This window comes from Collibacillus ludicampi, assembly GCF_023705585.1.
GTDB classification, from domain to species: domain Bacteria; phylum Bacillota; class Bacilli; order Tumebacillales; family BOQE01; genus Collibacillus; species Collibacillus ludicampi.
Window position 1 is genome coordinate 923600 of sequence record NZ_BOQE01000001.1, and the last position, 25269, is coordinate 948868.

The 25269-nt window shown below is 45.7% G+C and carries 23 protein-coding genes, 1 pseudogene and 1 riboswitch; of the genes and pseudogenes, 4 read left to right on the forward strand and 20 right to left on the reverse strand.

What is annotated here, in order from left to right:
* Positions 1-9: 9 nt before the first annotated feature.
* The 5 genes from DNHGIG_RS04710 to DNHGIG_RS04730 form a co-directional block, all read right to left on the reverse strand.
* Entirely contained in the window at positions 10-906 is an 897-nt protein-coding gene (locus DNHGIG_RS04710) for a carbohydrate ABC transporter permease (RefSeq protein WP_282198580.1), read from the reverse strand.
* A gap of 59 nt (positions 907-965) precedes the next feature.
* Positions 966-2351, reverse strand: coding sequence for a sugar ABC transporter substrate-binding protein (locus DNHGIG_RS04715; protein ID WP_282198581.1), 1386 nt, complete (start codon positions 2349-2351; stop codon positions 966-968).
* Positions 2352-2632: 281 nt separating this feature from the next.
* Entirely contained in the window at positions 2633-3067 is a 435-nt protein-coding gene (locus DNHGIG_RS04720; protein ID WP_282198582.1) for a DMT family transporter, read from the reverse strand.
* A 2-nt stretch (positions 3068-3069) separates the two neighbouring features.
* Positions 3070-4083 carry a LacI family DNA-binding transcriptional regulator gene (locus DNHGIG_RS04725; RefSeq protein WP_282198583.1) on the reverse strand — a complete coding sequence of 338 codons (1014 nt, stop codon included), beginning with the start codon at positions 4081-4083 and terminating at the stop codon, positions 3070-3072.
* Between the two features lie 265 nt (positions 4084-4348).
* Positions 4349-5047, reverse strand: coding sequence for a YidC/Oxa1 family membrane protein insertase (locus DNHGIG_RS04730; RefSeq protein ID WP_282198584.1), 699 nt, complete (start codon positions 5045-5047; stop codon positions 4349-4351).
* A 686-nt stretch (positions 5048-5733) separates the two neighbouring features.
* Here DNHGIG_RS04730 and DNHGIG_RS04735 point away from each other — a divergent pair.
* The gene (locus tag DNHGIG_RS04735) at positions 5734-6216 is read left to right on the forward strand and encodes a hypothetical protein (RefSeq protein WP_282198585.1); all 483 of its coding nucleotides are present in this window, start codon (positions 5734-5736) and stop codon (positions 6214-6216) included.
* A gap of 316 nt (positions 6217-6532) precedes the next feature.
* On the opposite strand, the gene DNHGIG_RS04740 is transcribed toward DNHGIG_RS04735, so the two are convergent.
* The 5 genes from DNHGIG_RS04740 to DNHGIG_RS04760 all read right to left on the reverse strand — a co-directional run bounded on the left by DNHGIG_RS04740 (position 6533) and on the right by DNHGIG_RS04760 (position 9140).
* A complete protein-coding gene (locus tag DNHGIG_RS04740; RefSeq protein ID WP_282198586.1) occupies positions 6533-6883 on the reverse strand; it encodes a YolD-like family protein in 351 nt (116 codons plus the stop codon).
* Between the two features lie 102 nt (positions 6884-6985).
* Positions 6986-7438, reverse strand: coding sequence for a DinB/UmuC family translesion DNA polymerase (locus tag DNHGIG_RS04745; RefSeq protein ID WP_282201355.1), 453 nt, complete (start codon positions 7436-7438; stop codon positions 6986-6988).
* Position 7439: 1 nt separating this feature from the next.
* On the reverse strand, positions 7440-7727 hold the full coding sequence (locus DNHGIG_RS04750) for a DUF3055 domain-containing protein (protein ID WP_282198587.1): 288 nt from the start codon (positions 7725-7727) through the stop codon (positions 7440-7442).
* A 72-nt stretch (positions 7728-7799) separates the two neighbouring features.
* Complete coding sequence (locus DNHGIG_RS04755) at positions 7800-8072, reverse strand: hypothetical protein (RefSeq protein ID WP_282198588.1); 273 nt, start codon at positions 8070-8072, stop codon at positions 7800-7802.
* A gap of 7 nt (positions 8073-8079) precedes the next feature.
* Positions 8080-8213: riboswitch (cyclic di-AMP (ydaO/yuaA leader) on the reverse strand.
* 174 nt (positions 8214-8387) lie between these two features.
* Positions 8388-9140 carry an iron-containing redox enzyme family protein gene (locus DNHGIG_RS04760; protein WP_282198589.1) on the reverse strand — a complete coding sequence of 251 codons (753 nt, stop codon included), beginning with the start codon at positions 9138-9140 and terminating at the stop codon, positions 8388-8390.
* Between the two features lie 318 nt (positions 9141-9458).
* Here DNHGIG_RS04760 and DNHGIG_RS04765 point away from each other — a divergent pair, with 318 nt between their 5' ends.
* On the forward strand, positions 9459-9974 hold the full coding sequence (locus DNHGIG_RS04765) for an MgtC/SapB family protein (protein WP_282198590.1): 516 nt from the start codon (positions 9459-9461) through the stop codon (positions 9972-9974).
* A 163-nt stretch (positions 9975-10137) separates the two neighbouring features.
* On the opposite strand, the gene DNHGIG_RS04770 is transcribed toward DNHGIG_RS04765, so the two are convergent.
* The 4 genes from DNHGIG_RS04770 to DNHGIG_RS04785 form a co-directional block, all read right to left on the reverse strand.
* Complete coding sequence (locus tag DNHGIG_RS04770; protein WP_282198591.1) at positions 10138-11766, reverse strand: glycosyltransferase 87 family protein; 1629 nt, start codon at positions 11764-11766, stop codon at positions 10138-10140.
* 410 nt (positions 11767-12176) lie between these two features.
* Positions 12177-13145 (reverse strand): ornithine carbamoyltransferase, encoded by a 969-nt coding sequence (gene argF, locus DNHGIG_RS04775; protein WP_282198592.1) that lies wholly within the window; start codon positions 13143-13145, stop codon positions 12177-12179.
* A 32-nt stretch (positions 13146-13177) separates the two neighbouring features.
* A complete protein-coding gene (gene carB, locus DNHGIG_RS04780) occupies positions 13178-16366 on the reverse strand; it encodes a carbamoyl-phosphate synthase (glutamine-hydrolyzing) large subunit (protein ID WP_282198593.1) in 3189 nt (1062 codons plus the stop codon).
* Positions 16350-17441 (reverse strand): carbamoyl phosphate synthase small subunit, encoded by a 1092-nt coding sequence (locus DNHGIG_RS04785; RefSeq protein ID WP_282198594.1) that lies wholly within the window; start codon positions 17439-17441, stop codon positions 16350-16352. Before DNHGIG_RS04785 ends, carB begins: the two co-directional genes overlap by 17 nt.
* Positions 17442-17817: 376 nt before the next feature.
* Here DNHGIG_RS04785 and DNHGIG_RS04790 point away from each other — a divergent pair, with 376 nt between their 5' ends.
* Positions 17818-18024 (forward strand): YezD family protein, encoded by a 207-nt coding sequence (locus tag DNHGIG_RS04790; protein WP_282198595.1) that lies wholly within the window; start codon positions 17818-17820, stop codon positions 18022-18024.
* Between the two features lie 140 nt (positions 18025-18164).
* Positions 18165-18506 (forward strand): annotated as a pseudogene (locus tag DNHGIG_RS04795) (sulfate transporter subunit); the annotation flags it as partial.
* A gap of 87 nt (positions 18507-18593) precedes the next feature.
* On the opposite strand, the gene larB reads toward DNHGIG_RS04795, so the two are convergent.
* From larB to DNHGIG_RS04825, 6 genes are all read right to left on the reverse strand, one after another.
* Complete coding sequence (gene larB / locus DNHGIG_RS04800) at positions 18594-19367, reverse strand: nickel pincer cofactor biosynthesis protein LarB (protein WP_282198596.1); 774 nt, start codon at positions 19365-19367, stop codon at positions 18594-18596.
* Positions 19368-19450: 83 nt separating this feature from the next.
* Positions 19451-20452, reverse strand: coding sequence for a HoxN/HupN/NixA family nickel/cobalt transporter (locus DNHGIG_RS04805; protein WP_282201356.1), 1002 nt, complete (start codon positions 20450-20452; stop codon positions 19451-19453).
* A gap of 47 nt (positions 20453-20499) precedes the next feature.
* Positions 20500-22302: a sigma-54 interaction domain-containing protein gene (locus DNHGIG_RS04810; RefSeq protein WP_282198597.1), complete on the reverse strand. Its 1803-nt coding sequence runs from the start codon at positions 22300-22302 to the stop codon at positions 20500-20502.
* Positions 22303-22427: 125 nt separating this feature from the next.
* Positions 22428-23258 carry an ATP-dependent sacrificial sulfur transferase LarE gene (gene larE / locus DNHGIG_RS04815; RefSeq protein ID WP_282198598.1) on the reverse strand — a complete coding sequence of 277 codons (831 nt, stop codon included), beginning with the start codon at positions 23256-23258 and terminating at the stop codon, positions 22428-22430.
* 99 nt (positions 23259-23357) lie between these two features.
* The gene (dmpG, locus tag DNHGIG_RS04820; RefSeq protein WP_282198599.1) at positions 23358-24380 is read right to left on the reverse strand and encodes a 4-hydroxy-2-oxovalerate aldolase; all 1023 of its coding nucleotides are present in this window, start codon (positions 24378-24380) and stop codon (positions 23358-23360) included.
* Positions 24377-25261, reverse strand: a complete 885-nt coding sequence (locus DNHGIG_RS04825; protein WP_282198600.1) for an acetaldehyde dehydrogenase (acetylating) — start codon at positions 25259-25261, stop codon at positions 24377-24379. The genes dmpG and DNHGIG_RS04825 overlap by 4 nt, the downstream gene beginning before the upstream one ends.
* Between the last annotated feature and the right edge of the window lie 8 nt (positions 25262-25269).

Below are 25269 nucleotides of genomic sequence, written 5' to 3' on the forward strand. Positions count from 1 at the left end.
ACTCCTTTTCTACTCGATCCGTGAAGAACCCATGAGTTTATTCATTCCGAAGATCTTCAATAGAATAGCGGACATAATTAAAGCAACAACAACAAGCACCAGGGCCAAGGCCGATCCATATCCATATTCAAAGTTTTGGAATGCTTTATGATAGGAATACAAGGCTAAAACTTCACTACTATACAAAGGTCCACCTTTTGTTAAAAGTAAGATGTATTCATAGGAAGTCAGCAAGGATAAAAGCTGCCATAAAGTAACAAACATAAGCGGCCAGCGAACTGCCGGAATGATGATATCCTTAATGATGGCCCATTGGGAGGCTCCATCTACCCGTGCCGCTTGAAACAAGTCACCAGGGATAGATTTAATCGCGGAAGAAAATATGATCATCCCATAAGAAGCCCCTATCAGCCCGTTAGCCAAAATGATTGCGGTCATCGGATTGCTTGCCAGCCATTTAACAGGGGATAAATGCATAAGTGCCCGTATGCTGTTTAACACACCATATTGGCTGGGATCAAAAAACCACAGCCATAGAAGGACATAAACAACAGGTGGTGTAATACGAGGTAGCATCCACAACGTCCGAAACAATAGACCGACCGACTCTTTTTGAATGAAATAAGTCGTCAAGATTCCAAGTACCAAGCCGAAGAATACATTGATGAGCAGAGTAAAAAAGACGTAGGTAAAGGTATTTCTTAGAATATGCCAAATATTCGGATCGTTAATGAAATGCTTGAAATTGGACAAACCATTGAAAGCCCACTGCATGGACGAATCCATTCCGGTAAAAGCCAAAACAGTAATCAAAACAACAGGAAGAAAAAAGAATAGGGAAATGAGAATTATAAATGGTCCGAGCATCAAGAATGGTAACTGCCATTTTCGTAAAAGTGTAGACACCAACGTACCTCCTTTAATCTTTTGCACCTGGCTTTTTGGGCCAGGTGCAATGGATTTTATTATTCTACGATTTCCAGCTGATCACCGAGATCATTTTTCAATTGGACTTCTAAGTCCTTCAAAGCTGCATCAGGATTCTGCTTGCCAAGTTCTACAGCCTGTATGGCATTGAAGACATCCTTCGAATATTTCGGGAATTTCTCCAGATTTGGCAGGAAAGTGGTATAATCCAACATGTAGGAAGCATGTCCTAAAGTCACATTTCCCTTAAATTCTGGATCTTCAGCCGCAGATTTAGTGACAGGCAGATGGTAAGTCTTCACATCATGATCAACCTGCAATTTAGGATCAGCGACCAATTCTAACAATCTCTTCACTAAATCAGGATGCTTCGTTTGGGATGATACGGTATAGACGAATGGGTGTGAAAGTGTAACAGGTTTTCCACCCTTATCAGCCGCTGGAATTAACATCATTCCCAGATGCTGATTCACCCAGTTGGCATCAACTTTTCCTAGCTGATCATGGTAGTTATCCTGGCTCCAGTTAAACACATTCCAAATTCCACCGTAATAAAAGAGTGTCTTGCCGTTAACAACTAACTTGTGTACGTTCTTCCATTCCATAGAGGTTAATTGGTCTGGAATTAATTTCTTTTGAGCGATATCATAGTAATAGTTTAACTGTTTAGCCACGGCTTTCTTATCAAATACAATCTTATTTTCCGCTGAATCATAAAGCTTGTCGCCAAAATCATAAGCTAATGCCTGGAAGTCAGGACCGTCTACTGGGCGGTGAACAATTCCGTATTGTACGAATCCCTTTGCTTTGGCTTCCTCCGCCAATTTCGTCATATCATCAAGTGTAAATTCACCCTTCTTAACTTTCTCTGGAAGATCGTTGATCTGCTGATCCGTCCAACCCATTTTCTTTAAAATATCCTTATTGTAGAATACAGGTCGGACTTCAGTATCCTGTAAAACTCCCCAAGTCTTGCCCTTATAAGTTACGGAATTCCATAAAGTAGGGAAAACGTCAGAATAAGCTTTGGAATTTTTCATCTCATCCAGCGGTTGGATATAATGACCATCGGCCAACCATCCGATGTTCTCATGTCCAGTTGCATAAATATCCGGCTCTTTCTTCGCTTTAAATGCAAGCATAAATTGCTTCGCATAATCATCCCAACTACCTTCAAAATCCTTTGTTTCCACTTTAACTTGGACATTTTTCCCTTCTGCTTTTAATTCTTCGTTAAGCTTTTCGGACGCTTTCACGAGATTATCCACACGGGTTTTTTCCGCTCCAGCTGTTTGGGCTACGATCGTTATAACGTTAGATCCATCCTTTTGGGAGTCTCCTGAGATAGCATTCTGTGAGCAACCGGTCAGAACGCTCATCCCCAGTATCAATGTGGAAAAGAGACATACTGTTGTTTTCTTCATTTCTTTCACCTCGATCATTTATTGAGTCTAGGGTTATGGGAACGCTCCCACACATTCTTCCTAAAATAATTAAGTAAATACAATGATTGCAGATTGTGGGAACGTTCCCAGTTCTGTGGTTAATAATAAGGGAGCTCCTCATTCCCTTTTATGTAACCGATATTTCATTCCCTCCTCACTTATAAACATACAAATCTAATATTTAGTTTCTGTAATGATATCTCTAAGTTGATGTAAAGAAATTTTAATGGTGATTTAACAATAGTATTCATCCAAACGATTTAAGAGGATTTTACTAACCAAAAGACCCCCATTATGATCACGAATATACTTCCGACCTTTTGTGGTGTGATGGGATGTGTCGTACCGAATAATCCGTAATGATCAATGAGGGCCGAAGCGATGATCTGCCCTGAAATGACCAGTACATAAACAGACAACGTGCCAATGGAACTGATGGAGTAAGACACACTGAACATCATGACAACCCCTAATATGCCAGCCACAATCATCCATGGGAAGGAATCAAATATGAAAGCACTCCATCCTCTTTTCATAAGAATCACACTGGCGACGATTGCTTGTATGAGGGACACACCAATAATCATGGCATATTGCCCGGCCGCTTTTCCAATTTGAGCATTGATGGAACCTTGGAAAGCACCGAGCAGTCCGGAAGAAAAGGCTAATAATATACTGATCAAATGTCCATTCATGGTTAAACTCCTTTAGTAGATTCACGAATGATAAGTACCGGATCATATTCGATGCGCAGCGGATCGAGATTTTCTTTTTTGATTAAGCGATCCAGCAGGACTACCGCATCCTCTCCCATTTTCATCTTCTCAACATGCAGCGTGGTTAAGGGGGGATAAGACATTTTGGAATAGTCGATGTTGTCGAATCCCATGACCGCCATATCGTCAGGTATTTTCCAACCATTTTGTAATAGTACCTGCATGGCGCCTAAGGCTAACATATCATTTGTGGCAAAAATAGCCGTTGGCTTTTCGCTGGTGAAGTGATCCCAAATGATTGATAATCCTTTATACCCGTCATCGAATGTTGATGTAGGAGAAAAATAAATATCTTTGGCCGAGATATTTCCTCCAAGCTCATGGATACGCTCGCAAAAACCTTGAAGCCGCAAGTGGTGACTGCGGTGTTCCTGAGGGCCGGCAATAACCAAGAACCGGCGATGGCCTAATTGATACAAATGATCAGCAGCTATTCGTCCCCCTTTCCGATCATTATTGACTATCTGTATCACATCATCCTTCTCGGCTGTGCCATTTACCATCAAATAAGGTACGTTAAAATGATCGATATAGCCGATCACTTCTTGGCTAAGACGGCTAATGAGGATGAGCCCATCGACTCGCTTTTCCAGCATAAAATCGGCAGACCTTATTGACATTTCCTTATCTGTTGTCACAAACACGGAATAGTTAAGGCTTTCCGATTTCATGAGAATGGCATCCAATATTTTTCCGTAAAAAGGATGTGAAGCAATCGGATGATGCTGCCGGTATATAATGACGCCGATATTGTTCGTTCGCTGTGAAACCATGGCTCTTGCCACACCATTTGGTTTATATTGCAGCTCTTTAACCGCATTCAGTACCTTTTCGCGTGCTTCCTTGCTTGTATAACCATTCCCCGAGATCACCCGTGAAACCGTGGACTTGGAAACACCTGCTAATCGAGCAATGTCTTTTATCGTGTAACTCAACGAATCATCTCCCTTCAATGATTTGCTAAGACATTGAGTCCATTTATTTCGAAATATATCTTGTCTTCATTATGGTGATGTTAATATTTTATTTAGAAATTATTAACCTATGATTTACGTATTAAGCCCCCCGCTTGACAGAATTATTTCAGAAAATTACTTTCAGTCTCACTCTTCTTTCATTCCATCAAAGTCTTTGAAGCGATGAAAAAGCTCCCTAGAATCGTTCGATTCCAAAGGAGCTTTTTTCAGCAGTTAACGTTTTTTACATATGACTTTTTGAAGCGATGAGTCGCTTTCCCTCAGTGCCATTCAACAGGCCTTTCCCCTTTCGCGTGCGATAGAACCCGCGTTCCATGAGGGCCCAAAAAGAACCTGTCACCCAGTAAAGGCATAGGGCGACCGGAGCTTTCCACATGAAGAACAAAAACACGGGAACGATCATAAGCGACATCGTTATGCGCTTGTTCATCGGCGTTGCTACGAAAAAATCACTCGTTAACGGGATCAGATTCGTCACGAATGTAATAGCTCCCGAAAGAACAGGAAGGATATGCCATGCATCGTTCTGTGAAAATGAAATCACCCAAGGAATCAGAACAGATGACATCGCCGCCCCGTGTGTCAAAAACAGTGAATACATCCCCATGAAAATCGGTGTCTGGATCAAGAACGTAGTAAACATGGAGAACGGCTTCAAGCCTCTTCCCTGATAGAGTTTCATCGTTTCCTGCATCAGTTTGTTTGGGTCTTGTGCATACCGTTCACGAAGTTGCTTGATTTCTTCTTGGATCTTCGCTTGTTTAACTTGTTGTCTCGCCACACGCAAACTGAGAGGGAAGAGAAGACAACGAACAGAAAGGGTCAAGAGAATAATCGCGATTCCCCAATCTTTCACGATATGGTAAAAGAAGGTGAGCAAGAGTGACAATACGGACACGATCGGTTGAATCCACACATGCATACTTCTTCCTCCTTGTATGATCCGGTTCTATTGAAAAATACAAGGAAGAATGGTCGTCTTCATCGGTGGATACCCGTTCCTGAGGTTGTTTGCGTCTTACATACATTCTCCTCTTTCTCTGGATCGGAAAAACGTGTAACACGACCTGTTTGCCGTCCCGAACCGTTTCGGAGCAAAGGTAAGTGGAATGTGTATTCTTCCAGACGGAACCTACGAGATAACGGATCAGGAAAGTAGATACGACAAAAGTCAGCCACAACAAGGTCATATCCAGCGGCAGTTCCACCTGCTCACCCCCCTTTCTATTTCCCAACGAAAGTTTCTATTTGGAAGTACGAAGATCATTCAGAATTTTATCTTGCACGTTGATCTGTTGTTGCTTTGTGCCTTTTTTAGACGTTTCTTTTTCAATGGTTTTGTTCGCCATGATATTCCCTCCAGTATCTCCAATATAAGCGAAATGGTTGGGGAAAGGAAGTCGAGCTTGCACCGATAGAGCTTAACAGCTGATCTTATGCGCTAGGTAAAAGAAGTTTGGGCCATCCTCTATGAGGAATATTTTGTCATTCTTAATGTATAGACATTACATTAATTATATAAAATCGAATATTTACAAAATTTTAACAGGATATTTAATACTAATGATGAAATATATTGGTATAAAGTAATTATAAGGAGGATATGGAATGAAAAAACGATTCTTAATTGGTTCTCTCATAACTGCTATTGCGATTACAAGTGCGACTCCCTCTTTCGCCGCTACAAACTCTAAGGTCAAATTAAATCAAGGAAATGTTCAAGTAAAACCAAATTCTGTTGATGGTGGTACTCAAAATTGGGATGGGAGCTTTTCAACTACCTATGTGATTCCAAAATATATTATTACTTCGGCAATCTCCACTGGTGTCGGTGTAGCCACCAACTTTTTACAAAGTAAATATGGTCTTCCTAAAAGTGCTGCTTCATTCATAGCTGCTGCAGTTACTGGATATTTTTCAGATAAAGTAATAAAAGGTGATATTACGATTCAATCATATGTTGACTATCGTTGGGTGACTAGATATACATCTTGTTATTATAGTTGTTTGGATATGTATTATATGGGAGATTCATTTATAGGCTCTAAGTTTTATTCCTATACTGCAGAAGTTTTACCTTATGTTGATTGAATATTCACTATTGAATTAAATAGATATATGGCGAGGCTGACTTAAAGTCATGCTCGCCATATATTTCGATAAGTTATATAAATGGAGGAGCATATGAAAACAATAATAAATAACTTGTTAAATTTTGTTATTTTTGCATTTACTTTTATACTGGTTTCTTATTTTGTAAATAAAAACCTAAATTATCTTGAAATAATGAAAAACCTATTTATCAGTTATGGGGGATATATACTTTATTTCCTTATAAAGAAGTTATTTGAAAATATTAGTAAATGAATCGCATGGATTGTATCTACAACGCTGATCGAGTCATTCTTTAGTGTTCAATATCAATGATGTCATCTAGCTTGATCCGAATAGTCCGTTCTCCCAACGTACTGAGTCCGACAAGTATCCGCGTCGAAATATCAATTTTCTTCGGAAGTACATGTACCCGTTCAATTCCTTCTGGATGAAAGACGTGAATGGTGATTCGTTTCTCATCCTGCAAGGCTTCCGACAACTTTCGGCTCATCTCTTCTAATTTATCGCTATCGAGGGTTGGCTTTGTCAATAAACGTTGTTTATATTCATACTCTGCAATTGCCGCCCGATGCTCCGGCAAGATCATGCGAGAACCTTCCCAAAGTTTATTTCCACGTTCCGTAAGCATTGCACGGCGAGTCACAAAGATCACCTCTTGTTTGTGTTAATGAAGATTGGTACCATATTTTTGCTGATATTTAACCTCTTAAGAAAAGACATGACGCGTGATTGCGTTCATGTCTTTTTATGCATAGTGCCCACCAATTTTCGAAGCTCTTTCCGGAAGAATGCCGGCTTTCGTTAAAGAGGCACAACGCATAAGAGAAGTAGCACCATACTTGGCACGGATTTTGTCCATTGTATAGCCTAGCTCCCGTTTTCTTACCTTGTCCGAAAAGAGATCCAATTGCATCACACTGTCATCAACTAAGTTGGTTACCCCCATTCCTACAGCGCGAACGGGCGAACCATACCAAAACTTTCGAAACACATGGAGTACCCCATTAAAAATCTCCATCGTGATGTTCGTATGGGTTGGTAATGAAAAGGAGCGGGCGAATCCGTGGGTCATGTCCGAGTCTCGGACATATACGTTTACTGTCTTTCCCGCCTTTCTCTGCTCAACAAGGAAATGGCTGAATCGCGAGACAGGAAAAAAAGAAACCCGGAATCTTCCGGGTTCAACATCGAAAGAGATTTCAGTACTGTGTGTGTATCATCCGATCGCTTAAAGGTGTTTCCAAGAAACCTGCCAAATGGCGCGCTTCTTCATCATTCAAACCGAACTTGGATGAAAGGATATCCGGAATATGGATATCATGTATGTCCAATAACGCGCTTCGTCCCGTCTGAAGGCAAGTCACAATCGTCTTGCCGAGAAAATGTTGCGAATACGTCAAGGTGAAATCAAATCGTCTTCCGCCTTTAATGAACCCTACATGGCGGGTACGGGTCGTTTCTTCATGATCAAACAAGATCTGTTCCATGAGTCTCCGCCTCCTTTTCGTTAATTTTCTACACAAGTCCTTATACATATAATATTTTGATTATTGAACAGATCATGAAGTCATGTTTTCACCGGATGTTTCATCCATACGTTTGCAAGTAGACCGGTTATTTCTGGTTAACTGGGAAAGCCTGTGTTGGATTTGTTGATTTTTCAAATAATCGTGAAGTTCAACTTCCTTCTTGTTCCATTCGTATTCGTCAGGCGAATGTTGTAAATCATCCGGTTCGTCAAACCCGTACCAGCCATCTTCAATCAGATCCGGTAAATAAAACCCCCGAAGGGGATACCTACGGGGGGTACGGTACAAGAATTTACGAATCATCGCTCATCACTCCTCTCTTAAACGCTTACGAAGTTAGCTGCCGGGTTCGGACTTAAGAGATTGTCCTACCAATCAGACGACTGGATTCACCCCAAAAAGATGGTTCCCCCGTTTCCTTTCGGAATTCAGCGATGGAGCTATGAAATTGTACATACAATTATATGCGGATCCGCTGTTCTTGACAACTGTTGCTTGAAGCTGTTACAACAAGAATCTCGGATGAAATTCGAGTATGGATTGGATGATATATTCTCTTGTCGTATTACAGAGAATGGCTCTCGATTTTCCTCCTGTACACGCCGCGACCATCAGAGGTTAGATCCTTTGCCCTTCCGCGACAGCCATCATGCGTTCATAGATACCTTCGTAGAACTCCGCTTCCGACATGGCGATATACACGCCCGCCTGATAGATCCGCTGCAAATCCGCGGGATCTTTGTATTCCACCAAAATATCTTTACAAAGCTGATAGTGGCGAGGTTCATGTGTATCGGCATGCACCAACCAGAATGTCACATTCAACTTTCTCGTCTTGTTATAATTTGGATGTTGCAGACCTTTGCCTATAAGCCCCATGACTTCCCCCGCAAACAACTCCGAACCTAACCCAACAGCAGCCATCGCCTCTAACGGTGTCGCATTTTGCAGGAAGCGAATAAACGTATCAACCGCGCGTTTCGCTGGCGGTGCTACCGGATAATCGGGAATATGCTCATCACTGATGAACACATCAGGGGCAGCCGATTCCAAAAAGGTACGATACAGTTTCGAATGATATGCCTTCGGATTTCCACGGCCCCCTTCATCCCAGAGGTTATCGACAAGCGGCACCCACCATTTGTCAATCGGCTCTACAGCAGCGACGGCAGCCCCCAGGACGCGCGGAAAACTGCGGCTGTAATAACTGTAGATCAAGGCGAATTCCCGAATCTGCTCCTCAGAATACACCCCGTTCAGGAGTCCGGTCATAAAACGTCCCTTGATGATGCGTTCATTGACTTTATCCATGACCGCTTGTTCCACTTCTTCATATGTATGAAACACAGGTTTGTTTTTATCGCTGGTCATCCTTCCATCCTCCTATCTCATGAATCTTTACGCCCACTTATTGTAGGATACAAGGGGAGATCACGCAACAAACGGAATGTCATGCCATTCTTGTGGTTGGGTGCGCCACATCAAAAGGTTGCTGACACAACGTCGTCGAGGTTGATTGTCAGACATATTTGTTCATCTCGAATTACGTACATTTTTATAGTACACTAAAACAAAATAAAGGGAACCATTTTGAAGTCGTGTGCGGATATTCCTATGAGGTTTATTCGTTCAATTTCAAGTCATTGCACACAAAGAGGTGTTTATAAGATTCTAACTGGGGTGAATGATTTGGATTGGCTTTTCCACACATACTATGACGATTTCGTGATCTTATTTCGATTGCTGTTTGCTTTTGTTGTGGGAGCAATTATGGGGCTTGAAAGAGAGCGATACTATCAATTTGATCATAAAATTAAAACAGCCGGTTTTCGTACGTATTCACTTGTCTGCTTGGGTTCCTGCATATTCGGATTAGCTTCCATTTACGGGTTTCCGACCATAGGATCGACACACGACCCTGGCAGAATAGCGGCGCAAGTGGTTACTGGAATAGGTTTCATTGGAGCCGGAACGATCATGAAATCAAACGAAGGCATTAGAGGTCTCACTACGGCTGCAGGAATGTGGGTAGCATCGTCCATTGGCTTGATGATTTCTTCCGGTTTATATGTACCCTCCATTATTGCCGCATTATTAGCCTATGTGATACTGGACTTCCATCGACTGTTCCCAACGGTTTTTAACTTCCGCTCAAAAGATGAAAAGAACCTGCAAGATTTGGATACCGATGATCATACGAAGTAACCTCACATGCCGCTTGGACGGAGGCCGAACTATAAAAAAAGACTGCTGGTACATCCAACAGTCTCAGCATGTGGACAAAGTCCCCAAGGTTCAAGGTCTGCATGTTGCTTGTTTACTATGAAAACAAAAATCTCTCACGCCTTTTGTTTGTATCTCATGATTCCTAATCAACAGCACAATCTTGCACCCCGCCATGTCTGACTTTCAGGAAGCAATGATCCCATACAACTTTAGCAAGAAACACACACAGAAGGACATTTAAGAGTGAAGTCATAAACAGCGTAAAATTGTAGGGTGCTCCGCCATTAACGGAATTGTAGAAAATGGAGTACGTGTTTATAAATATCGTTAAACTGAATCCGGCCGATAACCATAGCAGCCTCTTGTCTTGCAGGTAGGTATACGCCAATAAAGCGAGAGCAGCCGCTGGAAACAAGTACCTTTCGTGCATGCTGGAAGAAAAGGTAAATACACCTGCAATCTGCACAAGCGCTGCAACCGAAGCGAACTTTCCGTTGCGGCCTTTTCTGTACATCCACCACGAAAAAAGGGTCACGATTACAATAAATAACATTCCCCAAGTATGATAACTGAATAGTAACAACTTCGATGTATCCTGTTTGTAGTTCGCCCCAAGAAGACTGAAGAAGTTGAAAGCATTGACTGAAGCATACGGATACTCATTCAATGTGCGTGAATAGAGCTTGAATAGCCACATAGGATCCTGACCAAAAGAGAAGGGCGCAACGATGAGCAACGCGGTGACCCATCCGGAAACTGCCACAATAAACCATGATTTCAAACGCTTTACCCTGAACAACTCGAACATGAGCACAGGGAGATAGATAATTCCCTGAGGCTTCATCAGCACAGCTGCCGCCAAGAGAACCGTCGACCAGCCCATCCTGTTTTGCGAAAGGAGATGTATCGCAGCTACGACGATCAAAGTGAAAAAGGAATCGACCTGTCCCCAAAATGTAGAGTTGATAAAAATTGCCGGGTTAAATGTATAGAAGGCTGCAATCATTAAGCTCATCTCAAAGGAAACGTACTTACGTGCCACCTTGTAAAGCAGATAGGCGGTCGCCACATCCGCGAGAATTGAAGGAAGTTTGATAAGCAGTGTAAAGTAATGACTCATCGTGGAGACTGACGCAAGTTTTCCGACCATGTACAGGATATATATGTAAAAGGGTGGGTAATCACTGGAGCTGATCGAATAAAATCCTGTAAGATTGTTGGCTGCAGAAATGGCCCAGCTTTTGAACAAATTGATGTCAAAAGGATGCCCAGGTATCCACGGAGCAGCGGCGATCCGCAAAAATAGGCCTGCTCCAAGCAGCATCCATATCAGCGTCGACTTTTTCTTCTCTTGGATCCGCGCGTTTTTGCAGATAACCATAGAATACGCGGCGGCCGATACGCCGAAAAACAGTACGGTGTACACGGCAAGAGGCACCGCATACGGGGAAGATGATGCAGATCTGTCGAACCGGTTTCCACCAAAAGAATGCATACCGCCCTTGTTATTATCAACGTTGTTTCTCCAAGGGGAACCTGCTTTTGCGTCAAGGGTAAGATCATGTTTGGGGGACATTTCTCTTCCCGGAGAATGGTTGCCTCCATGCTGCGCAAATCTTTCTCCCGGCTTGAAAGTTTGTTGCGGTCTACTCGTGCTTATGGAGGAAGATTCGCCCCGGTAGTTCCATAGGGAATAGAAGCTTATTCCAACTGATAGGAGTAAAACGATAATCAGGGCTATTTTAAGCTTACGACCTTTTAGGATGGACATGTTCTGGACTCCCCTCTTTATACATTGGTCTCATTCAAACCAATAATAATCCGACGACCTGAATGGCTGCTTAATAATAACTGAAAGAACGCTTAATATGAGTCGATCTCCAGATGAAGTTGGTTACTCCATCGCGGAAGCATAGTATGTACAAGCGGCTTGTCTAGTCGTTGAATCTTCAAGGAGAGCCATCCGTAAGAATACAGATTTCTTCGAACTACAGACAAACTCCCTCGTTGTTGAAGCAGCCGAGGGAGTTCGCAGGTATATTTTCGGAATACAGCGAGATTACAATGGGCTTGCCAAAACATCACCATTATTTTAAATAAACCGGCACTTCTGCGCGCCGGTATCAGCGTGTAGGCAAAAGTACCGAAGATACATGGGTCTGCACGCTGGATTGTTAACGATCATGCCATCGTCGCAACGAGAATCGCTTTTTGAACATGCAAGCGGTTTTCCGCTTCGTCAAAAACAACCGAATGTGGGCCATCGATGATTTCCGCCGCGACTTCTTCGCCACGGTGCGCGGGCAGACAATGCATAAACAGGTAATCAGGTTTGGCGTGTTTGCAAAGTTCCTCATTCACTTGGTAACCCTGAAACGCTCGCAGGCGTTCCTGTTGCTCCGCTTCTTGCCCCATCGAAGCCCATACATCGGTATAAATGACGTCCGCTTGTTGTACAGCCTCGACAGGGTCTTCCGTGATGATCATTTCCGTCCCCAATTGTTTCGCCCACTCTTTGGCTTCGGCTACGATACCCGCATCACAAGTGTAACCTTTCGGACTCGCTACGCGAATGTTCAGTCCGAATTTCGGCGCAGCCATCAGCCAAGAGTGCGCCATATTGTTTCCGTCGCCGACATAAGCGACCGTTAAACCTCTTAACGTTTGCTTATGTTCATGCAATGTCAGGATATCGGCGAGCACCTGGCAAGGATGATGCAGATCGGTCAATGCGTTGATGACGGGAACCGAAGCATATTTCGCCAATTCCAAGACATCTTCGTGAGCAAACGTGCGAATCATGATGCCATCGACATAGCGGGAAAGCACTTGGGCGGTATCGGCGATCGGCTCGCCGCGGCCGATCTGCGTATCGCTTCCCGAAAGGAAAAGCGCATGACCTCCCAGTTGGTACATGCCGACTTCAAACGAAACACGTGTACGCGTGGACGCTTTCGTGAAGATCATCCCTAATGTTTTTCCTCGCAGCGGTTGATAGAGTTCTCCGGCTTTAAACTTTTTCTTTACGGTCATCGATAAAGATAAGAGATATTCAAGTTCCTCCACCGAAAAATCTTTGAAATCGATAAAATCCCGGCCCTTTAAGCGTTGAATCTGCCAATCATTGATCACAGGCATCGCTTTCGGCATATGTCTCCCTCCGTCATCCAATTTGGAAATCTTTAACCGACAAACGCGTGCGGGGTTGCCTCCCGTTTCGCTTCCCATGCCAGGAGAAACGCCCCCGCCGTATCCAACGATGTTAAACAAGGAATGCGCATTTCCACCGAGAAACGGCGAATCATGAAACCGATACGGTCAGGATCTTGACCGCGAGTCGGAATATTCAATACGAAGCGGATCGCACCCGATTTCAGCAAACTTTCTATCTTATCCCGATCCTTTTCGATCGGTACCACGTTCATGACATTTGCGTTCCGCAACGCTTCGGCTGTATTGGGGGTCGCGTACAACGTAATACCGAGATCGGCAAACCGCTTGAGCAGCGGTAACGCTTCTTCTTTCTCGCGATCGGCGATCGCACAGAGGATTCCGCCGTTTGCAAGTGTTATACCTGCTCCCTCGAATGCGTTCCGCAAAGCCGCAGGATAATCGTCTCCAATCCCCAGCACTTCCCCTGTCGACTTCATTTCCGGTCCGAGATGAATATCGAAACCGGTGATTTTGGCGAAGGAAAAGACGGGCGCTTTTACGACGACGAAGGGGCGATTCGCCGCCAGTCCTGTTCCGTATGGCAGATCAGCCAACGATTTGCCGCACTGCACCTGGATGGACAAGTCCACCATAGGAATCCCCGTTACTTTCGAAATGATCGGTACGGTCCGCGAAGCACGCGGGTTCACTTCCAATACGTAAATATTCCCCTGATAAATCACAAACTGGATATTGACCAAGCCGATGACCGGCAGATGTTTGGCGATACGTTCCGTATAGTCGACCAAAGTGGCGATCTCTTCTTCGCTTAAGCTTTGCGGCGGATAGACAGCCATCGAATCTCCCGAATGCACCCCCGCCCGTTCGATATGCTCGAAAATTCCGGGAATCAAGACGTGTTTTCCGTCGCTGACCGCATCAACTTCCACTTCTTTGCCGCAAAGGTACTGGTCGATCAACACCGGTTGATCCGGGTTGACATTCGCAGCCAGGCTCATGTATTCGACCAGTTCCCGCTCATTGTGCACGACCGCCATCGCGCGGCCTCCGATCACATAGGAAGGACGGACAATCACAGGATAGCCCAGCTGTTCCGCGACACGAACCGCACCCGGGACATCAAACGCAGTACCGCCTTCCGATTGCGGGATCCCCTGTTTCAACAGGAAATCGCGGAACGCTTCCCTATTCTCCGCGCGGTCGATCGCTGCAAGCGATGTCCCCGCTATGGGAACTCCATATTCGGCCAAAGGTCCTGCCAGATTGATTGCCGTCTGGCCGCCAAATTGCACGAATACTTGTTCAACACCCTCTTTTTCAATGACGTCGAGAACGTTTTCTACTGTTAAAGGTTCGAAATATAAGCGATCGGCTGTGTCAAAATCGGTAGAAACCGTTTCCGGGTTGTTATTCATGATAATCGTTTCGTATCCTTGTTTCTTCAATGCCCAGATCGCATGAACCGAACAGTAATCGAACTCGATCCCCTGGCCGATGCGGATCGGACCGGAACCTAACACCATTGCTTTCTTACCGTTAGTGGCAGGCACTTCGTCGGAACCGCTGTATGTGGAATAATAGTAGGGCGTTGCGGATTCAAACTCGGCGGCGCATGTATCGACGAGCAAGTATGCAGGACGGATCCCGTTTCTTTCGCGCCACTCCCGAATCGTCCGCTCATCTGAACCAACCAGCTTGGCAATGCGCGAATCAGAGAAACCGAGCTGTTTTGCGCGCAACATCATTTCCGGTGTGAGAGCGGACAGTCCGATTTTTGACAGTTCCTGTTCCGTGTGAATGAGATCGGCAATTTTTCGAAGGAAGAAGCGATCGATCCCCGTCCGTTCTGACGCTTCTTCCACTGTCATTCCGCGACGGAACGCTTCAGCCAGATAGAACATCCGTCTGTCATCCGGTTCGCCTGCAAGATAGTTGTAAATCTCATCGGTGGACAGTTGTTTCAACGCTTTCCACTCCAAACCGTCCGCACCGATCTCCAGCGAACGCAACGCTTTTTGTAATGCAGCTTCAAACGTGCGTTCCAAAGCCATGACTTCACCCGTCGCTTTCATCTGCGTTCCCAATGTGCGATCGGCGGTGGAAAACTTGTCAAACGGCCAACGCGGCACTTTTACCACCACATAATCGAGCGCCGGTTCAAAAGACGCATACGTTTTTCCTGTTACAGGGTTGATGATTTGATCAAGATGATGCCCCACGGCGATCTTGGCGGCGATTTTGGCGATCGGATAGCCGGTCGCCTTCGAAGCGAGGGCGGAGGAACGGGATACGCGCGGATTGACTTCGATCACGTAATATTGTTTGGATGTTGGATGCAAAGCGAATTGCACGTTGCACCCGCCTTCGATCTTCAGTTCACGAATGATATCACATGCGGCGGTCCGCAGCATTTGATATTCTTGGTCCGTCAATGTTTGAGAAGGTGCCACCACGATGCTGTCGCCCGTGTGCACGCCTACAGGGTCGATATTCTCCATATTACAGATGGTAATGCATGTATCATTGGCATCACGCATCACCTCATATTCGATCTCTTTCCAACCGCGGATGCTCTTTTCCACAAGAATCTGCCCGATGGGCGATTGTTTCAATCCTCTCGTGGCAATCGCGAGAAATTGCTCCATCGTTTCCGCAATGCCGCCGCCCGTTCCGCCAAGCGTATATGCGGGACGGATGATGACCGGTAGGCCGATTTGTTTTACAAACTCCAATCCTTCTTCCAGCGTCTCGACGACGAGACTCTCCGGAATCGGCTGTCCGATCGACTGCATCATTTCCTTAAAAAGCTGGCGATCTTCCGCACGTTTAATCGATTCGAGCGGGGTTCCCAGAATCGAAACCCCGAATTTTTCAAGCACACCGCTTTCCGACAGTTGTACCGCCAGGTTGAGTGCAGTCTGCCCGCCTAAGGTTGCCAACAGTCCTTGTGGACGTTCCTTCTCGATGATGCGGCTGATCACATCGACGGTGAGGGGTTCCATATAGACGACATCCGCAATATCCTGATCGGTCATGATCGTCGCCGGGTTGGAATTGACCAGGATGACGCGGTATCCTTCTTCCCTCAAGGCTTTGCACGCTTGCGTCCCCGCGTAATCGAACTCGGCCGCTTGCCCGATAATGATGGGACCTGAACCGATCACAAGAATGGTGCTGAGATTAGGTTGCGTAGACAAGGCTTTGTTCCCTCCGTTCCGACATGAGCTGCATAAAGGATTTGAACAGGTATTCCGAATCTTTGGGTCCCGGGCACGCTTCCGGATGATACTGTACCGAAAATGCGGGCAATGTCTTATGGCGAATCCCTTCGATCGTCCCATCGTTCACATTGACATGTGTAACGGAGAGAACGTCCGGCAAATCTTCCGTTAAAACGGCGTACCCGTGATTTTGCGATGTGATCCACACTTTTCCGGTGGTGAGGTCTTTCACCGGGTGATTCGATCCACGATGACCGAAGCGCATCTTTCCTGTTTTCGCGCCGAATGCGAGCGACAACAACTGGTGTCCTAAACAAATTCCGAAGACAGGATAATGCTCAGCCAGTTTGCGAATGGTCGGCAAAACATCAACACATGACATCGGATCCCCAGGTCCGTTGGTCAACATGATTCCGTCAGGCTGCAAGGATTGAATCGTTTCAAAAGAGGTGCGCGCCGGTACGACAGTCACTTTGCAACCCAAGCGCACCAGGGAGTTTTTGATATTTTCCTTTCCGCCAAAATCGACAACGACCACATGGTACATTCCTGCTGAAGAGGCTGCATACATATTCGGCGTTGTCACCCGCGCCACTTGATCGGTTGGCAAGTCAGGAAATTCCAACGAATCAAACGATTCTATCTCTGTGACACCAGGAAGAATCCATCCTTTCATCGTACCCTGTGCGCGAATTTCACGCACGAGCGCGCGTGTATCGACACCGCAGAGCCCGATGATCCGATTCGCTTTCAAATAGGCGTCGAGCGTCTGTTTCGATTGGTAATGATTCGGTGAATGGCACGCTTCTGCCGTGATAAATCCCGTGAGCCATGGACGGTGTGACTCAAAATCGTCCGGGTTGATTCCATAATTCCCGATCAGCGGATACGTCATCACGACGATCTGTCCCATATATGAGGGGTCTGTCAGGATTTCCTGATACCCGGTCATTCCTGTGTGAAAGACCACCTCTCCGTACCCGCGGTCACAATGACCGATCATGTCTCCCGTAAATATGCGTTTGTTCTCGAGGATCAAGCATCCTTTCACCAGAACCCCTCCTCTATAAAATGAAGTTCCCGAAGAACCTTTTGATCGTATTCGTTGTGAATTATTATACGTTCGAGTGAATATTTTTTCAACCCTTGATTTTGCACCATCTTCCTGCAAGAGGAATAAGATATAGCAACTTCACGATTCCGTCCTTCATCACCCGTATGGAGGTGTATAGACAATGATGAAGGGCGATCATATAGATCGTGGTCTTTAAAGGCCTTTCCCCATTAGCCCCCGCGGGGCTTTTATTTTTGTAGTCATCCAAATAAGAAAAGATAAAAACTTACTTGACAAGTAGGCTTACTCGGAAATATACTGAGTTAAAAATTCCTCCAAAAAGTCAGAACATTGTCCGATAGGGGTGACAATCATGTCGCAAACAAATGTTCATTGGATCAACGATCCCCGCATCGAAACCATTTTGAAAGCTTTAGAAGGACTGGAATACGGATCGTTGCAAATCACTGTTCATGAATCCCAAATTACGCAAATTGATCGCACCGAAAAGAAACGCTTTCCTCTTGAACGCATGCAACCATCGAAGCAAACATCTTTATCGCGCCGTAATCATAAGTAAAACTGATGAACTCGATAATAAATACTTATTATGAATGAGAATGGTTCCGATCGGACAACCGAAGGACCCCGTTACTTGCCGGTATGGCGAGTATTGGGGTTTTTTTTGTTTAAAAATCGTTTATAAGGGAGAGAGAAAGAATGAAGCATGGATTGGGGTCAAAACATCTTAAAGAAGGCGTGAAACGCTGGAGCTTATTCTTTTTGGCAGGAAGTCTCTTGATAGGCACTGCCGGTTGCGCAAATAGCGGTGCAACATCAAAGGAAACTTCCGCCCCATCGAGCGGGACTGTCACGTTACTGAATGTTTCGTACGATCCCAATCGGGAACTGTATGAAGACTATAATAAGGCATTTGCGGATGATTGGAAACAAAAGACTGGACAATCGGTTTCCATAAAACAATCCCATGATGGCTCAGGGAAACAATCCCGGTCGGTCATCGACGGACTGGAAGCGGACATCGTTACTTTGGCTCTTGCTGTGGTGTAATCATAAGAAAGACGATCCCTTGGCGGGATCGTCAGGTTGTTGACAATGTTGGGTCAGCAACCTTTTTATTTGCTAAAATCATATTTCGGAAAAAGTATACAGTGGTTCGCGCGCGGTTTCCAAAATTGCCTGTTGGATCATTGAAGCAGAAACCGCAGCACCAAAACCGTTATCAATGTTGACCACCGTGACACCAGACGCACAGGATGTCAGCATGGAGAGTAAAGGGGTCAGTCCGGAAAAATGCGCACCGTAACCAATACTGGTTGGAACGGCGATCACTGGCCGGCGGACGAACCCACCTACGACACTCGCCAACGCACCTTCCATACCGGCGACTACAATAATCACAGTGGCTGATTGTATGCGCTCGCGTTGTGCGAGAAGACGGTCGATACCTGCTACCCCGACATCGTAGATTCGATCCACAGGATTTCCCATCCATTCCGCGGATTTTGCTGCTTCCTCAGCAACCGGAAGATCGGCAGTCCCGGCAGAAACAACTGCTACTGTTCCTGCAAACCGCCGTTCCCAGCCCCCTGCTGTTAACAAACGTGACAGGGGATCATATATCGCTTCGGGAACTTCCTGTTGTACAAGCTCGACCATTTTTTCATTGGCTCGGGTTACCATCACCTTGCCATGCTTTGCATAAAGGCGGGAAAAAAGAATTTGCACCTGCTCAGGTGTCTTTCCCATTCCGAAAATCACTTCCGGATAACCCGTTCTGGCCTCGCGTGCATAATCCACTTTCCCGAATCCCAAGTCTTCAAAACCACGTATCTCCTGTTCTGCTTGCTCGACGGATAATTGTCCATTCCGGACGCGGGATAGTATTTCCTTAAGATTCATAAGAGGTCTCCTCCTCATGGTAGAACAAATTCTAGCTATTCCAAAGCGTAACAATTTCTTGTTTCCAGTTTCAACCGCACCAATCAAGAGCCTCCGCGTTCCTCGAGTCGTAACAGCTTCCACATTCCATAAGAACAGACCCACGAGACAACAAAAAGCAGGACTAAATAATATCCGAGCCCCCCAACGTCAAAGTTCTCTAACCAGGACAGAGAGACGTTTTTCAACCCCAGGTGAGGAATGAGTGCTTGTGTTAATTCGACAAGACCAATAAGTAACGCAGATACCACAGAAAGAGCGGTTACAACGAGATTGAAATACATTTTGCGCAAAGGATTTTGAAAAGCCCATCCATAAGCTTTGGTCATAAACACCTCGTCGGCAGTATCCATCAGACTCATACCTGCTGCAAATAAGATCGGCAGAGACAGGATACCCAATAGAGGTACACCTTTCTCGACTGCACCTGCCGATATAGCCAATAGAGCAATCTCGCTGGCGGTATCAAAACCCAAACCAAATAAAAAGCCTAACGGATACACATGCCAACTCTGGCTAATGATATGAAAGAACCGCCCGATATAACGGGACAAAAAACCGCGGGATAACAGCAATCGTTCTATTTCTTTCGCTTCATAGATTCCTCGATACATTCTCGAAAATGCCTTGCAAATATTAACCAAAATAAGCAGGTTGATTATTCCTATAAAAAGTAAAAACGATCCGGAAACCGTTGTGCCAATCAGTTCACCATATTCTTTCAAATAGGGCATTTGGGTCTGTACCCACCCCACCGTAATCGTTGTTAATAAGGTAAGTAAAAACACCACCGTGGAATGTCCTAAGGAAAAGAAGAGTCCTACTCCCGATGGTTCCTTTCTGTCTTGGATCAGCTTCCGAACCGTATTATCGATCGCTGCAATATGATCGGCATCAAATGCGTGACGAAGCCCAAGTGTATAGGCCAAAAAACCGATTCCAAACAATGCAGGGTAGTTTCTGGCGACAAGAAACAGGCTAAGTAAACCAAAGATGTGTAAACCAATAATAATCATTCCATAACCGAACAACGGATGACTTTTCATTCGAGAAAGCACGAGATCCCACCTCACCTTCCTGCTTCTTTCTATCATCAGACTTTTCGTATCCGCTCAATGCCATACTTCTTCATTTTCTTAATGACAGTAGTATGAGACACCCCAAGCGCTTGCCCTACTTTCCGAATGGAACCGTAGCGCAAAAGGGATTGAATGATGAGATCGCGTTCCATCTCATCAAAGGCATTTAAGCTCCCCCTCGAATTTGCACAGTTCGTGAAATCATCCGCTTTGTGCATTTCGTTTTGTATTTGTTTTAAGGTATTCGCGGAGGGGATTGCCGATTGGTTTTGCAAGTCGAGAAAATCATGCGGCAGATGGTTCTGAGTAATCAGTGAATCAGGTATGGTTACAACCATTCGTTCGATTAAATTGGATAATTGCCGCACATTCCCGGGCCACGGGGAGTTCTGCAGGATCTGTATAACGACAGGATGAATGATCTTTTGGGTGCCATATTTTTGATTGTATTTATTGAGAAAATACTGAATTAATGCGGGAATGTCTTCCCGTCTTTCACGCAAGGGCGGAATGTGGATCGGAACCACATACAGCCGATAATACAGATCCTCACGAAATAACCCCATCTGAATCCGCTCTTGCAAATTCCGATGTGTGGCGGCAATGATCCTGCAATTGACTTGGATCGGGTCGATACCACCAACGCGGGTAAACTCTTGTTCTTGCAAAACACGAAGGACTTTCACCTGAAGCGCAGGAGACATTTCACCAATTTCATCAAGAAAAATCACCCCTCCTTCTGCCGCTTCAAATAGTCCGATTTTTCCGGTTTTCTTCGCTCCCGTGAATGCGCCCGATTCATATCCGAATAATTCCGATTCAAGCAATTCCTCCGGGAGAGCCCCACAATTGATTTTGATAAAAGGTCCTTCTGAACGGGCACTAGACTTATGAATAAAAGAAGCGACGACCTCTTTCCCAACCCCCGATTCTCCCAAAATCAAAACTGTAGAATCAAAATTCGCTACTCGTCCCGCTAACTCCATCACTTTCCTCATCTGCGGAGAAATCGCAATAATTTCATCGGTGAGAACGCGTTTGCGCAGGGTTGAGAGCTCCGATTGGAAACGTTGGCTTTGGTACTGCACCATACTGAGCTCTTCACGCAACTTTGACAACTCCGTCATGTCCCGAATCGTTGAAACCACGCCTTGAACTTTCCCCGTTTCATTTATAATAGGGACAGCGCTTACAAGATGTTCTTGTCCTGTAGGATATCGCTGAACCCCTATGACTTCTCGGCGCTCCTGCAACGCTTTCCATGTGATCGACGGCTCCTTAAACGTTCCATTCCTCACCAGCTCAGTCAAATGAACACCGACAAAAGATTCTTCGGGAACTCCTGCCAAACGGCAAAAGGACGGATTCACTCTTGTCACATATCCCAGAGCATCTGCGATAAAAATACCGTCATATGCGTGATCGATGATCGCATCCAATTGTCGGCTTCGTTCCAACGCTTCCCGATACATTTGGTGAATCATGTTTTGCAAATCAGCCGCGTGAACCACTCCAACAAACTGATTCTGTTGATTCACGACACCAATCACGTGATATCCGACAGGGATATGTATATCACTTATCTCCGTCTGATCGCACAAACAGGGAGCGTCAGGAATCCAAATCCCTTTATCGTTGCATGACGAAGAGCACTGAGGGAGCATGCGAAACACCCCCGCCCAGTATCCCTCGTTCAACACAGGTATTTCTATGACAGAAAGCTCTTGCATCCTTTCGATGACCCGCTCCGATTCGTTTTGCAAAACGCTTAGATCGACGGTGTACATAGGAGTTTGTACGACCTCTGAAAGAAGCATTCCGAATCCTCCTCCTTGTTGAGATCTAAGCTGCCGTTCCTATAGAAAAAAGACGATTGTGTCGGGATGCTGCCGTTTGGTTCTCGTGCTTCTGTTTCTATCCGCAAACACAACCGTCAAGTCAACTACTGATTCGAAACCATATCTAATGATTGTAAGGTTTCATTTAAGCTTCCGGATCGATACCCCTGCAGATCGATGCACACGTAGGTGTATCCGATGCTCTTCAGCTTTTCTACGACCAATTCGGAAAAACCGACCAGCTTTTGTATATCTTCCGGGGACACCTCGATACGGGCTAATTTGTCATGCTGACGTACACGCACCTGGCGGAACCCCAAGTCCATTAAGAATTGTTCCGCTTGATCGATCATGGTCAATTTTCCGAGAGTGATGACCTCGCCATAAGGAATGCGGGAGGAAAGACATGCAAACGATGGTTTATCCCAAGTTCTTAGCCCCATCTCGCGGGATAACTGCCGAATTTCTGCCTTGGTTAATCCCGCTTCCTGGAGTGGAGCGCGAACCCCATTCTCAATGGCGGCTTGCAATCCAGGTCGATGTTCTCCCAAATCATCGGCAATAGCGCCAAACACGACATGATCGTAGCCGCGCTCCTTGGCGATCGGTATCAGATGGCTGAAAAGCTCCTGCTTGCAATAATAACAGCGGTTGGTCGGGTTTTCTGCATATCCCGGAATATTCAGCTCACTGGTTTCGATGACAAGATGCAGGCTGCCTAATTCTCCTGCCAATGCGATCGCTTCCTGGAGTTCCCTTTCCGGATAGGTTTCTGAATTCGCCGTAACCGCTAGCACACATTCGCTGCCTAACGCTTCAATCGCCGCTTTCAGCAAAAAAGTGCTGTCCACACCGCCTGAAAATGCCACCACGATACGCTTAAGTTGACGAAGATTTTGAAGCAATTGTTCATATTTACGTCTTGCTTCTAGCACGTCGTATCGCTCCTTAGTAAAAACTAAACTGGACAGGAATCATTACTAACTCAAAATTATAGTACTGTGAAATTCTTTTCAATAGTCATTCAATGGCGGCTAGACGACCGTTTTCTCTTTGCGTGCGAGGCTTAATTCGTAAGCCACATCGATAATCTGATCTTCCTGGCCGCCAACGACACGGCGTTTGCCCAATTCCACGAGGATGGCAAGAGGATCGACGCCAAATTTCTCAGCGGCGCGTTTTGCATGTAAGAAAAAGCTGCTGTAAACTCCTGCATATCCAAGGATTAATGCTACGCTATCAATGATCTGTGGACGCGACATCTTAGGTGCCACAATGTGTTCTGCCGCATGGATCAGTTGGTTTAAATCACACCCCGTCTGATATCCCGCTTTATGAAGAGCGGCAACCATGACCTCCGTCTGTGCATTGCCCGCGCCTGCCCCCATTCCGCGCAGACTGCCGTCGACATAGGTGGCTCCTTCAGCAAGAGCGGCAAGCGTGTTTCCAACCGCTACACCGAGATTGTTGTGAGCATGGAACCCGATTGGAATATTGAGTGCTTCGCGTAAGGCCGCCACGCGTGCACGCACGCCATCCGGCAACAGTGCCCCGGCAGAATCTGTTACGTATACCACGTCAGCACCGTAACTTTCCATCTTCTTCGCTTCCTCAACGATTCGTTCCGGACCCTCCATATGGGCCATCATCAAAAATCCAACAGTCAACAGACCTAATTGTTTCGAGGATTTGATATGCTGCTCGGAAATATCGGCTTCTGTAACATGAGTAGCTACGCGAGCCACTTTTGCCCCCAGTTCGGCAGCCGCGTGCAAATCCTTTAGGGTACCAATCCCCGGTAAGAGCAAGACTGCCACTTTGGCCTGTTTTACGACATGACAGACCGCTTTTAGATATTCTTCGTCCGATGCAAAACTGAATCCGTATTGGTAAGAAGAACCTGCCAAGCCATCCCCATGGCCGATTTCAATAATATCCACACCGGATTGATCAAGAGCGCTTGCAATCTCAGCCATTTCGGAAGGAGTAAACTGATGTCTCACCGTGTGCATTCCATCGCGCAGAGTCGAATCTGTAATTGTTATTTTCTGTGTCATCTTTTAATTGCCTCCCTTTGGGATTCTTCATGTATGGCGATCCGTTTTGCAACGCCTACTGCGGCTGCCGTAATGATGTCCAGATTTCCTGAGTACTTGGGTAAATAAGCCCCCGCGCCCTCCACCTCGACCATCGCCGTGACTTTGTCTCCTTCCAAAATCGGAGGAACTTTCAAACGGTAACCGGGGACATACGTCTGTACTTCTTTGACAATTTCTTCAACCGCACGTTCGATCGATTTTTGATCCGGGTTTTTGACTTTGGTATAGATCGTATTGCGCATCATGATTGGCGGTTCCGCCGGGTTCAGGATGATGAGCGCCTTCGCCCGGTCCGCTCCCCCGATTTGCGAGATCGCCCGTGCTGTCGTTTGTGTAAATTCATCGATATTTTGACGTGTGCCAGGTCCTGCCGATTTGCTGGCAATGGTAGCGACAATTTCTGCATATTCTACATCCGCCACTTGATTGATGGCTGCTACGATCGGTATGGTCGCCTGTCCTCCACAAGTGACGAGGTTGATATTCGGGCTTTCCAGATGAGCATCCATATTGACTGACGGAACCACGTAGGGTCCAACTGCGGCTGGCGTTAAGTCAATGGCCCGTATTCCCGCCTCCCGCAAGAGAGGTGCGTGCTGTAGGTGCGGTTTTGCACCCGTGCAATCAAAGACCAGATCGATATCCGACCGCTTCAGAATGGCTTGAATTCCTTCGGCAGAAGTTTCGATGCCGCGTTCTCTTGCCATTCGAAGCCCGTCAGATTCAGCAATGATCCCGACCATCATGCAAAGTTCCAGTTCCTCACACTCTAACACTTTCAACATTAAATCAGTACCGATGTTACCCGGCCCTATAATTGCAGTTTTCAGTCGTTTCATGTTCGCTT

Bases quoted from the DNA above. Each gene is read 5' to 3' on its own strand.
- DNHGIG_RS04810 (WP_282198597.1), bottom strand. From the start codon at position 22,302: ATGCTTCTTTCAGAGGTCGTACAAACTCCTATGTACACCGTCGATCTA.
- DNHGIG_RS04735 (WP_282198585.1), top strand. From the start codon at position 5,734: ATGAAAAAACGATTCTTAATTGGTTCTCTCATAACTGCTATTGCGATT.
- DNHGIG_RS04720 (WP_282198582.1), bottom strand. From the start codon at position 3,067: ATGAATGGACATTTGATCAGTATATTATTAGCCTTTTCTTCCGGACTG.
- DNHGIG_RS04805 (WP_282201356.1), bottom strand. From the start codon at position 20,452: ATGAAAAGTCATCCGTTGTTCGGTTATGGAATGATTATTATTGGTTTA.
- DNHGIG_RS04770 (WP_282198591.1), bottom strand. From the start codon at position 11,766: ATGTCCATCCTAAAAGGTCGTAAGCTTAAAATAGCCCTGATTATCGTT.
- dmpG (WP_282198599.1), bottom strand. From the start codon at position 24,380: ATGACACAGAAAATAACAATTACAGATTCGACTCTGCGCGATGGAATG.
- DNHGIG_RS04755 (WP_282198588.1), bottom strand. From the start codon at position 8,072: ATGATTCGTAAATTCTTGTACCGTACCCCCCGTAGGTATCCCCTTCGG.
- DNHGIG_RS04730 (WP_282198584.1), bottom strand. From the start codon at position 5,047: ATGCATGTGTGGATTCAACCGATCGTGTCCGTATTGTCACTCTTGCTC.
- DNHGIG_RS04790 (WP_282198595.1), top strand. From the start codon at position 17,818: ATGTCGCAAACAAATGTTCATTGGATCAACGATCCCCGCATCGAAACC.
- larB (WP_282198596.1), bottom strand. From the start codon at position 19,367: ATGAATCTTAAGGAAATACTATCCCGCGTCCGGAATGGACAATTATCC.
- DNHGIG_RS04760 (WP_282198589.1), bottom strand. From the start codon at position 9,140: ATGACCAGCGATAAAAACAAACCTGTGTTTCATACATATGAAGAAGTG.
- DNHGIG_RS04825 (WP_282198600.1), bottom strand. From the start codon at position 25,261: ATGAAACGACTGAAAACTGCAATTATAGGGCCGGGTAACATCGGTACT.
- DNHGIG_RS04750 (WP_282198587.1), bottom strand. From the start codon at position 7,727: ATGGAACAGATCTTGTTTGATCATGAAGAAACGACCCGTACCCGCCAT.
- argF (WP_282198592.1), bottom strand. From the start codon at position 13,145: ATGCCGAAAGCGATGCCTGTGATCAATGATTGGCAGATTCAACGCTTA.
- DNHGIG_RS04715 (WP_282198581.1), bottom strand. From the start codon at position 2,351: ATGAAGAAAACAACAGTATGTCTCTTTTCCACATTGATACTGGGGATG.